The 9645-nt window shown below is 71.9% G+C and carries 10 protein-coding genes and 2 pseudogenes; 6 read left to right on the top strand and 6 right to left on the bottom strand.

The annotated features are described in order from the left end of the window. Together ABZ154_RS18525 and ABZ154_RS18520 are read left to right on the top strand one after the other, a co-directional pair. Positions 1-736: pseudogene (locus tag ABZ154_RS18525) on the top strand (ATP-dependent helicase); the annotation flags it as partial. A gap of 167 nt (positions 737-903) precedes the next feature. Then, a complete protein-coding gene (locus tag ABZ154_RS18520) occupies positions 904-1764 on the top strand; it encodes an alpha/beta fold hydrolase (RefSeq protein WP_356833842.1) in 861 nt (286 codons plus the stop codon). A 3-nt stretch (positions 1765-1767) separates the two neighbouring features. Here the strand turns inward: ABZ154_RS18520 and ABZ154_RS18515 are convergent, their stop codons facing one another. Further along, positions 1768-2679, bottom strand: coding sequence for an NYN domain-containing protein (locus ABZ154_RS18515; RefSeq protein WP_356833840.1), 912 nt, complete (start codon positions 2677-2679; stop codon positions 1768-1770). Positions 2680-2910: 231 nt separating this feature from the next. Here ABZ154_RS18515 and ABZ154_RS18510 point away from each other — a divergent pair, with 231 nt between their 5' ends. Beyond that, positions 2911-3063, top strand: a complete 153-nt coding sequence (locus ABZ154_RS18510; RefSeq protein ID WP_093692475.1) for a hypothetical protein — start codon at positions 2911-2913, stop codon at positions 3061-3063. 127 nt (positions 3064-3190) lie between these two features. On the opposite strand, the gene ABZ154_RS18505 is transcribed toward ABZ154_RS18510, so the two are convergent. The 3 genes from ABZ154_RS18505 to ABZ154_RS18495 all read right to left on the bottom strand — a co-directional run bounded on the left by ABZ154_RS18505 (position 3191) and on the right by ABZ154_RS18495 (position 5581). Next, complete coding sequence (locus ABZ154_RS18505) at positions 3191-3796, bottom strand: MarC family protein (protein ID WP_356833838.1); 606 nt, start codon at positions 3794-3796, stop codon at positions 3191-3193. A 141-nt stretch (positions 3797-3937) separates the two neighbouring features. Beyond that, a complete protein-coding gene (locus tag ABZ154_RS18500) occupies positions 3938-4804 on the bottom strand; it encodes a PHP domain-containing protein (protein WP_356833836.1) in 867 nt (288 codons plus the stop codon). A gap of 99 nt (positions 4805-4903) precedes the next feature. Next, the gene (locus tag ABZ154_RS18495; RefSeq protein ID WP_356833834.1) at positions 4904-5581 is read right to left on the bottom strand and encodes a DUF6758 family protein; all 678 of its coding nucleotides are present in this window, start codon (positions 5579-5581) and stop codon (positions 4904-4906) included. An 83-nt stretch (positions 5582-5664) separates the two neighbouring features. Here ABZ154_RS18495 and ABZ154_RS18490 point away from each other — a divergent pair. Further along, a pseudogene (locus tag ABZ154_RS18490) lies at positions 5665-5926 on the top strand (hypothetical protein); the annotation flags it as partial. A 24-nt stretch (positions 5927-5950) separates the two neighbouring features. On the opposite strand, the gene ABZ154_RS18485 reads toward ABZ154_RS18490, so the two are convergent. Next, positions 5951-6535: a suppressor of fused domain protein gene (locus tag ABZ154_RS18485; RefSeq protein ID WP_356833832.1), complete on the bottom strand. Its 585-nt coding sequence runs from the start codon at positions 6533-6535 to the stop codon at positions 5951-5953. Between the two features lie 455 nt (positions 6536-6990). On the opposite strand from ABZ154_RS18485, the gene ABZ154_RS18480 reads away from it, so the two are divergent. After that, on the top strand, positions 6991-8118 hold the full coding sequence (locus tag ABZ154_RS18480) for a magnesium and cobalt transport protein CorA (RefSeq protein ID WP_356833830.1): 1128 nt from the start codon (positions 6991-6993) through the stop codon (positions 8116-8118). A 30-nt stretch (positions 8119-8148) separates the two neighbouring features. Beyond that, a complete protein-coding gene (locus tag ABZ154_RS18475; protein ID WP_356833828.1) occupies positions 8149-8670 on the top strand; it encodes a hypothetical protein in 522 nt (173 codons plus the stop codon). A 9-nt stretch (positions 8671-8679) separates the two neighbouring features. Here ABZ154_RS18475 and ABZ154_RS18470 read toward each other — a convergent pair whose 3' ends face one another. Then, positions 8680-9441, bottom strand: a complete 762-nt coding sequence (locus tag ABZ154_RS18470; RefSeq protein ID WP_356833826.1) for a hypothetical protein — start codon at positions 9439-9441, stop codon at positions 8680-8682. Positions 9442-9645: the final 204 nt, after the last annotated feature.

The raw sequence follows: 9645 nt of genomic DNA, 5'->3' as shown, positions 1-9645 counted from the left end.
CGTCCTATCTGAAGCCGTCGTGGAGGCCGAGCCGGTCGTGGAGGCCGAGCCGGTCGTGGAGGCCGAGCCGGTCGTGGAGGCCGAGCCGGTCGTGGAGACCAAGCAGCGCCGCCGTCGCAGCCGCGCCGCCGCGAAGCCGGTGGCCGAGACCGTGGCGCGGGTTCCCGCAGCCCCGGTCGAGGCCGGGTTCCAGACCGTGGCCGTCGCCGCGGGCATCGCGGAACCGGTCGCCGAGCCGGTCGCGACCAGGCCGCGCCGCCGCACCCGGATCGTCAAGCCCGCCGACGAGGTGGACTTCCAGATCGCCCCGGCCTCCGAGCCGGAGAGCGATGCGAAGTCCCGCCGCCGCCCGGCCCGCGCCACGAGCCGGCCGAAGGCGGAGTCGAAGCCCAAGGCCGAGACCAAGCCGAAGACGGTGACCAGGCCGAAGGCCGAAGCCGGTACGGAGGCCGAGTCGGCCCCCAAGGCCGAATCGAAGCCGAAGAGGGCGTCGAGGGCGAAGGCCGCGGCCTCCGCCGAAGCCGTCGCGCCGGAGGCTCCGGCCGCCGCCGTCGAGGCCGAGGCCAAGCCGCGCCGCCGCCGGGCGACCCGCAGCGTCACCTCGACCCCGAGCCAGGAGGCCGCTGTGGTCTCCGAGGCCGAGGCCGTGGTGAGCGAGGCCGCCGCCGAGGCGAAGCCCCGCCGCCGCCGCGCCACCCGCGCCGCGGGCCAGGCGACGGCGACGACCGAGAGCTGACGGTCCCGGCGGACCCCTTGAGGCCCCGGCCCCCGCAGATGCGGGGGCCGGGGCCTTTTCGCTGCCCTGGGTGCCCGGCACAAGGCCTGCATGCCCGGTGGCGCCCCGGTGGCGGGCCCGGCACGCCCGGGGGTGCCCCGGTCCGGTCGCGGCGATAGCCTCGCCCCATGAGCCGCCCGCCCACCTTCAGCCCGCCCGCCTGCGCCACTTCCCGCGTCCTGCGCACCGAGCGCGGCGACTTCGCCGTCCTGGACGCCGTACCGGCAAACTCTCCCGCACGCGCCACCGCCCTCCTGCTGCCTGGGTACACCGGCAGCAAGGAGGACTTCATCGCGCTGCTCGAACCGCTGTGCGCAGCCGGGTACCGGGTCGTCGCCGTCGACGGCCGGGGGCAGTACGAGTCGGAGGGGACGGACCGCCAGGAGACTTACGCACAAAGCGAGTTGGCCCGCGACGTGCTCGTCCAGGCGGCGGCCCTGACCGGGGGCGAGGGGACGCTGCACCTGCTCGGGCACTCGCTCGGCGGCCAGATCGCCCGCGCCGCCGTCCTGCTGGACCCCACCCCGTTCCGCTCCCTGACGCTGATGTCCTCCGGGCCCGCCGAGGTCGTCGCCGCCCAGCGGGACAAGGTGAAGATGCTGAGCGACGCGCTCTGCGTGCTCACCATGGACGAGGTGTGGGAAGCGATGCGGGCCCTGGACCCGCCGCAGGACGCGGACACCGGCGACGGCGAGGACATGCGCCGCCGCTGGCTGCGCCACCACCCGGCGCAGCTGATCGCCACCGGCGCCCAGCTGTCCGCCGAACCGGACCGGGTGGACGAGCTGGCCGCCCTCGGGCTGCCCGTCCACGTCGTGTCCGGCGAGCGCGACGACGTATGGCCGGTGGAGCAGTTCGACGCGATGGCCCGGCGCCTGGGCGCCCACCGCACCACGGTCGCCGGGGCCGAGCACTCCCCCAACACCGCCCGCCCGCACGAGAGCGCCGAGGCGCTCGCCGCCTTCTGGGACGGCGTTCCGGCCGCCTGAGGGTCAGTACTGCGACTGCAGGTGCTGCCAGAATCCGTCACGCAGCGCCCGGCGCAGGTGCGCGTGGCCGCGCAGCGAGTGCTGGAGCAGGCGCTCGGCCTCCACCAGCAAGTCCTGGTCGACCGAGCCCGGCAGATAGGGGTGCCCGGGCAGCAGGTCGGCGAGGGATTCGCGGCCACGGGCGGCGAGCCAGGCGGCGGCGATCTGGGCGCCGACGAAGCGGACGTCGTCCCGCGAGGGGGCCGGGGCGTCGTCCTCGTACGTGGTGACCGGGCGGCGGGTGACGTAGGGGCGGCAGAAGTCGAGGTCGAAGGTGCGCTGGCTGTCGACCTCCCAGAGCAGCGGTTCGGCCTGGTTGCGCCCTTCGCCGGCCTCGATGCCCCAGAGGTGGACCCGCGCCCCGTAGCCTTGCGCCGCCTCGACCGCCGAGACCAGATCCTCGTCGCCGCCGACGAGGGCCGCGTCGCTGATGGCGCGGTGCCGGGCGAGCGATTCGAGGTCGGTGCGGATGAGGGAGTCGACGCCCTTCTGCTGGTTGTTGGCGTTGAGGTTGCCGAGCCGCACCTTGACGTCGGGGAGTTCGGCGATGGCCTGCTGCTCGGTGGTGTGGATGCGGCGCCTGGCCCCGTCGTACCAGTACACACGCAGCAGCCGGCTGTCGGCGAAGATCGTGCGGGCCCGGTCGATGAAGGCCTCGATCAGCCCTTCGGCGTCGAGGTCGAACGAGCGGCGGTCCTCGGTGCCGGTGACGAGCAGTCCGGCCGCGGCGTACACATAGCCCGCGTCCACGAAGATGGCGTGCGTCGAGGGGGTCTTGGAGACCTCGACGAGCATGCGCTGGAGCAGCTCGTTGGTGCGGTCCAGGCGCTCGGTGATCTCGGACTGGCGGGGAAGCCGCGGGTCCGCCGTGCTCATGCCGACCTCATGGTCTGTGAACAGGTCCGCGTACAGCTCTGTGTACAGATGACTACTGGCGGGTACTTAGACATCCAAAAAATTTCCTTAGCGTAGGGAATGTTTGTACCGGGCAAGCCGTTGTAACACTCGTGGAACGCGAGGGAAGCCTCGCGTTCCTATCCTCGCGGGTAGACCACATCGCCCGCGCCAGCAGTTCTCCAGCAGGAGGATCAGACGAAGGGAAGCCATATGCGCTTCGAGATCATGCGACTCGACGACGTCGACGGTACCGCCGTGGACAGCACCGTCGTGGACGCCGCCTCCGTCAACCGGATCGTGCAGCAGGCCGCAGCCATAGGCCAGCGCATCTACATCCGGCCGGCCGACAGCTCGGCTTCGTAACGCTTCACGGGTCATGGGCTTCTGCCATCTGACGCCTGATCACGCATTGCGCCGCTAAAGACGAAGCGCCCCCGCATGGAAGGACCGTGCGGGGGCGCTGTGGTGTCCGGGGTGCGGGACGAGCGGATCAGGAGGTCTGGATGACCTGGGTGACACCGTTGATGATCTGCTGTACGGCGATGGCGGAGAGCATCATTCCGGCGAGCCGGGTCACCAGGACCACGCCGCCGTCCTTGATGATGCGGATGATCACCAGCGAGTAGCGCATCGTCAGCCAGAGCACCACGTGCATGGCCGCGATCGCCGACCACACGGAGAGCTGGCCGCCGAAGCCGTCGGCGTGCTGCACGGCCAGGATGACCGAGACGATCGCGCCGGGACCGGCCAGCAGCGGCATACCCAGCGGTACGAGCGCCACGTTGACGTCCTTGGTCTGCGTCGGCTCGTCCGTCTTTCCGGTCAGCAGGTCCAGCGCGATGAGCAGCAGCAGGAGACCGCCCGCGATCATCAGGGCGGGCACGGAGACATGCAGGTAGTCGAGGATCTGCTGGCCGAGCAGACCGAAGACGGCGATCACGCCGAAGGCGACCGCGACGGCCTGGAGGGCCATCCTGCGCTGCACCTTGGCAGGGCGGCCCGCAGTGAGGGCCAGGAAGATCGGGGTGATCCCGGGCGGATCCATAATGACAAAAAGGGTGAGAAAAAGGGATCCGAAGACAGCGACGTCGAACACAGTGAGCCTTGCGAGAGATGAGCGGGCGGTACGAGGGCACGCGGGCCCGGCCGGCGGCCGTCGGCGTACGACGGCAGGGGTGAGGGGCGCGCGAGGAGTGGGACGTGGTGCGTGCGGTGAAGGAGATCCCCCGACAGGGGCCTAGAGGCGGCGGGCTCCGCCGGCGCCCGGCACCGGGAAGGCTCCCGTGGCGCGCCGGGTGATCTCGCCGTAGATCTCGGGGTCGGTGGTGTACTCGCCGAGCCCGACGGTCTTTCGGCTGCCGTGGTAGTCGCTGGAGCCGGTGGGCAGGAGCCCCAGCTCCCGGGCGAGACCGCGCAGCCTGGCCCGGGTGGGCTCGTCGTGGTCCATGTGGTCGACCTCGATACCGTCCAGGCCGGCGGAGGCGAGCGCGGCGATCGTCGTCTCGGGGACCGTCTCACCGCGTTTCGAGGCGGCCGGGTGGGCGAAGACGGTGACGCCGCCCGCCGCCTTGACGAGCCGGACCGCATCGAAGGGGTCGAACTCGTGCTTCGAGGCGTACGCCCGGCCGCCGTTGCCCAGCCAGTCGGGCGTGAAGGCGTCGGAGACCGTGGGCACGACGCCCAGTTCGACGAGGGCGGCGGCGACGTGCGGGCGGCCGACCGAACCGTCCCCGGCGATCCGGGCGACCTGCTCCCAGGTGACGGGTACGTCGAGGGCGCGGAGCTTGCGGACCATCTCCTGGGCGCGGGGCACCCGGTCGTCGCGGACCAGTTCCCGGGCGCGCTCCAACTCTGCGTCGGCGGGGTCGAAGAGGTACGCCAGCATGTGCATGCTCACGCCGTCGACCCGGCAGGAGAGCTCGGCGCCGGTGACGAGGGTGAGCCCCTCGGGCAGCGCGTCGATGGCCTGCTTGTGGCCGCCGACGGTGTCGTGGTCGGTGAGCGCGACGACGTCCAGGCCCGCGGCGGCGGCGTTCGCGACCAGCTCGGCGGGGGTGTCCGTACCGTCGGAAGCGGTGGAGTGGGTGTGCAGGTCGATGCGCACGACGCTCGGCTCCAGGGCTCGCGGGCGGACGGAGGACCGCTCAAGGATAACCGCCGCACACCAGGCTCCCGGCCGAGGCGGCCCCCGGTCCGGCGTGATCTACCGCTCGCCCGTCCCCTGCCGGGGCGGCGCCTCCGGGACGGCGAGCAGGCGCGGGGTGAGCGCGCCGCACGGGACGAGGTCCACCTCTCCCCCGGCGTCGCGCAGATCGGTCAGCACCAGTTCGTCGTACATCAGCAGCCCCGACTGCTCGGGCCACAGGATCGCCCACAGCCACAGGCCACGCGCCTCACCCGCGAAGACGGCCCGGTCCTCCGGGGCGTTCCTGACGTGCCAGAGCGGGGTGGGGCGCCCCGCGGCGTGCACCTTGGCGTCGGGGGCGGAGTCGACGTTCAGGTGGGGGCCGGGGTCGAGGCCGTCGATCCCGGCGTACCGGGCGCCGAGTCCGACGCCGAGCTCCTCGGCGACGAGCAGCAGCTCACCCATGCCGCCCAGCGGTCCGGGACCCGAGCAGGCGACGACGGTCGCGCGGCCGCCGCTGCGGTCGTCTCCCGCGCCTGCCACGCCGGTGAACAGCCAGCCCACGGGGAGTGGCCAGGGCATCCATACGGGCACCCGCGAGCGGTGCACCACGACACCGAGCGCCTCGACGCTCGGCGGAACGACCGGCTGCATCGGGTGCACCTGGCCGTGCACGGAGCACTGCCAGGCATCGGCGAACAGACCGGGCGCCCTGACCCGGCCACCGCACTTCGGGCAACTGGGTTCGCCCCTCATAGGGCCCAACGGTCCTCCCCGCCGGTCGCCGCGTCAAGGACGGTCACCCGTCCGCAGCGTGGCTGCGACCCGGAAAATTCGCCGCGTTCCTCAAGGAGCAGCCGAAACCCGCCCGTAAGACCTCACTGCTCGACCCGGTGAAGGCGCTGGGCCACGGCGGACTGGCCTCGGTGGCGGCCTCGGCCTTCTAGTGGAGCGACGTCCACATCCCGTTCGGGGTGGCCGCGCTCGCCGGCCGCCCCCGTCGGAGCAGCCGTCGTGGGCGTGCGGCGCACGGCGCTGACCCACGAGGCCGAGGAGCTGGAGCCGGCCCACGCGCTGGAGGACAGCGTGTCGGTCTTCGCCTACCGGTGGGGCGGGACCAGGAGCTCAGTCCAGCGGTACGGACGTGCGCAGCGGGTCGCGCAGGTCCGTACCGTGCGTGAGCCACCGCTCCTGGAGCTCCTGCGCCCCGTGCACCCGCTTCCAGGCGGCCTCGTTGGGGGTCATCGGCAGGAGCGGCAGGAAGCAGACCGGGTCCATCGGCTCCTCCAGCTCCAGGTCCTCCACAAGCCCGCCGGACTCCGCCACCAGCACCGAGGTGAACGGCGCGCCGGGCCAGAGCGGATCGCCCAGGTCCAGCGAGGCGCCCGGCGCCACGACGAGCCCCTCGACCTGCGGGGAGGCGGCCAGGACGGCGAGGGGGCGCAGCACCTGGTCGGTGTCGGCGAGCCCCACCCGTACCGAGAGGACCAGCTCGGCGCGGGGGCCCTTCACCGGGTCGGCGAGCGGGGACGTGGGGTCGGCCATCGGCTGTACGGACATGCCGAGCGTGGCGTAGCGCACCACATCGCCGTCGAGGAAGCGGAGCACCTCGATACGGTCCGTGCCGAGGAAGGTCACATCGGCGCGGGCGTCCGGTTCCCCGAGGGCCGAGCGGAGCCGGGCTTCGACCAGAGCGAGAATTTCTGCCATCCGGCGAGCATAGAGTGCGCGTGGAGTGGGCAAAGTAAGGGATTCGGTCCGGGGCGGCTGATAGCCTGGCCGCCGGTCGGGACAGCGCGCAGAAGCGGCGCTCTCTTTGTCCCGACGACACGTCGTCCCCCACGGGGGACCGGCCGGAGGAGGTGGGGACTGCTATGGATCCAAGTCGACCGTGCAGTACCGATCACCCTTCCGCGCACCGTCGTTCCCATTGAACTTCCCGCTGAACTGACGCCTCGTCGGCCATCGCCGATGGTCCCCTGACGGTCGTTCGCCCCCGGAAGAGCACCAGGAATCCGCGGAAGAGTTTCCCGTTCTTTTGCCTGTCTGTTGCGAACGCCGTCATCGCGCCCGCGCGGTGGAGCCCGCTTTGCGGACGTGAGCACACGTCCCCATTCCGGGCTGTTCCACGCCCTCGCCGACGGCCCTCCGTGAAGGAGCCAGCCATGTCGATGATCCGTGACCTGCGCGCTGCCGTGCGCCCCTCCCTGCGTCCCTCCTTCCGTAAGAACAGCGCCCCGCACAGCGGGTACGACACCACCCGCGACCCGTCCGCCTCCAGCGCCGTCGTCGACTGCGCGGTCTACCGCGACGGCAGCCGCCTGGAAGGCCCCACCGCCCCCACCCCGCACGAGGCGATGCTCCAGGTCCGTGAGGAGGGCGGCTTCGCCTGGATCGGCCTGCACGAGCCGACGGAGGAGGAATTCGCGGGTATCGCCCGGGAGTTCGGGCTCCATCCGCTCGCCGTGGAGGACGCCGTCCACGCCCACCAGCGGCCGAAGCTGGAGCGGTACGACGACACGCTGTTCACCGTCTTCAAGACGATCCACTACGTGGAACACGCCGAGCTGACCGCGACCAGCGAGGTCGTGGAGACCGGCGAGGTGATGTGCTTCACCGGCCGGGACTTCGTCATCACCGTCCGGCACGGCGGCCAGGGCTCCCTGCGCGCCCTGCGCCACCGCCTCCAGGACGATCCGGAGCTTCTCGCCAAGGGCCCGTCCGCCGTCCTGCACGCCATCGCCGACCATGTGGTCGACGGGTACATCGCGGTGGCGGAGGCGGTGCAGGACGACATCGACGAGGTGGAGATCGATGTCTTCTCCACCCCGGCCAAGGGCGGCCGGCGCGGTTCGGACGCGGGGCGGATCTACCAGCTCAAGCGTGAGGTGCTGGAGTTCAAGCGGGCCGTCTCGCCGCTGCTGCGCCCGATGCAGCTGCTCAGCGAGCGGCCGATGCGGCTGATCGACCCGGACATCCAGAAGTACTTCCGGGACGTCGCCGACCACCTCGCCCGGGTCCAGGAGGAGGTCATCGGCTTCGACGAGCTGCTGAACTCGATCCTCCAGGCCAATCTGGCGCAGGCGACCGTCACCCAGAACGAGGACATGCGCAAGATCACCTCCTGGGCGGCGATCATCGCCGTACCCACGATGATCTGCGGGGTCTACGGCATGAACTTCGACCACATGCCGGAGCTGGAGTGGAAGTACGGCTATCCGCTGGTCCTCGGCCTCATCGGGGCGGTCTGTTTCTCCATCCACCGCATCCTGAAGCGCAACGGCTGGCTGTGAGCTCGCCGGGCACCCCCTAAGCTCCCGCCCATGACTGATGCTGCCGCCGCCCTGCTGGAGAAGGCCCTCGTCGAGGAGGCCACGAAGAAGTCCGGCCTCATCTGGGTCAGGGCCGCCGGGCCCGCCCGCGCGGTGTGGCACGTCTGGCACGAGGGCGCGGCCCACCTCGTCGGGGACGGCCCGGGCGAGCAGCCGCTGCCCGAGGGCCTGACCGGCGGCGGCCGCGCCGAGGTCACCGTACGCAGCAAGGACAAGGGCGGCCGGCTCGTCGCCTGGACGGCGGCGGTACGGGTACTGGCGCCGCACTCCGAGGAGTGGGACGCGGCCGTCGCCGAGCTCAAGGGCAAGCGGCTGAACGCGCCGGACGCCGAGGTGATGACGGAGCGGTGGGCGCGGGAATGCGCGGTGGTGCGGCTGACGCCGGAGGCGGTCAGCACGGAGCTGCCGGACACCTCGCTGGCCGCCGCCCCGCTGCCGACCGGGGCGACCACGCGGCAGCCCGCACCGGCAGCGCTGCCCCGGCTGCTGCTGAAGCGGCGGCGCAAGGGCTGAGGGCGCCGCTCAGCCGGAGGACTTGGGGAGCTTGCCGCCGTAGTCGACGGTGTCGTCGTCCTCCGGGGCCTCCAGCGGGACGGTGCGCCCCCAGTCGGCCAGGGTGACGGTGCCCCCGCCGCCGCCGCGGGCCACCCGCACCGGGTACGGCTTGCCCTCCAGGGAGACGTCGAGCGCCCCGCCCTCTCCCTTGCCGCCCAGGAGCTGGATGGTCCGGTGCCCGGTGACGGTGTTCCGGGCGCCCTTGTTCAGGGTGCCGTGGAGCGTCAGCAGGCCGTCGAGGAGGACCTTCTTGTCGGTGAAGCCGCGCAGCTGGCGGTAGCTGGGGTCGTCCTCGGGGACCTTCACGTACTTGCCGCCCAGCTTCTCGGCGGCCTCCTGGTCGGAGCGGCCCGCCTTGCCGTCCTCCTCCTGCAGCCAGAAGTCGGCGTCGGCCTTGATGAAGAGCTCGTCCTCGATCCGCAGGAGCACGAAGCTGCGCTTCTGGGAGGAGACCGACCCCATGCCGCCCTTGTCACTGAGCTTCATGTTCAGCATGTAGGTGCCGCCCTTGCTGACCAGGGTGCCCGCCAGCCGTACGCCGTCGGCGCTGTCGGCCGCCGCTCTGGCCTTCGTGTCGATCTGCTCGGCCGAGAGCTTCCCGATCCCGTTGGTCCCCTTGTCCGGGTCCTCGCCCGCGCAGGCGGTGAGGGCGGCGATGAGCCCCCCGCAGAGCACGACGGCGAGCGCGGTCCGGCGATGATTCCGGACGGCCGGGGCAAAAGACGTCACGGGCGTACTGCCTCTCAACTGCGATCGGGGGGCAGAGCGCAGCGTACCCGGGCCCCGCGCACCGTCCGGCAGCCAGCCGTACGGACAGGTCCGCCGGGGCGCGCCACCACAGCAGGGGCTAGCCTGATCACGGCGTACGGCTGTCCGCGTACGGCGGAACGCGCTGGTCGGCACGGGCCACCGAGGCATGAAGCGCGAGATGCG

It is taken from the genome of Streptomyces sp. NPDC006261 (genome assembly GCF_040613515.1).
Taxonomy (GTDB): domain Bacteria; phylum Actinomycetota; class Actinomycetes; order Streptomycetales; family Streptomycetaceae; genus Streptomyces.
The sequence above is the reverse complement of the archived record's forward strand: the minus strand, read 5'-3'. Positions and strand labels throughout refer to the sequence as shown.

Coding starts and splice junctions, on each gene's coding strand:
- ABZ154_RS18485 (WP_356833832.1), bottom strand. CDS start 6,535: ATGGCAGAAATTCTCGCTCTGGTCGAAGCCCGGCTCCGCTCGGCCCTC.
- ABZ154_RS18475 (WP_356833828.1), top strand. CDS start 8,149: ATGACTGATGCTGCCGCCGCCCTGCTGGAGAAGGCCCTCGTCGAGGAG.
- ABZ154_RS18510 (WP_093692475.1), top strand. CDS start 2,911: ATGCGCTTCGAGATCATGCGACTCGACGACGTCGACGGTACCGCCGTG.
- ABZ154_RS18520 (WP_356833842.1), top strand. CDS start 904: ATGAGCCGCCCGCCCACCTTCAGCCCGCCCGCCTGCGCCACTTCCCGC.
- ABZ154_RS18495 (WP_356833834.1), bottom strand. CDS start 5,581: ATGAGGGGCGAACCCAGTTGCCCGAAGTGCGGTGGCCGGGTCAGGGCG.
- ABZ154_RS18480 (WP_356833830.1), top strand. CDS start 6,991: ATGTCGATGATCCGTGACCTGCGCGCTGCCGTGCGCCCCTCCCTGCGT.
- ABZ154_RS18515 (WP_356833840.1), bottom strand. CDS start 2,679: ATGAGCACGGCGGACCCGCGGCTTCCCCGCCAGTCCGAGATCACCGAG.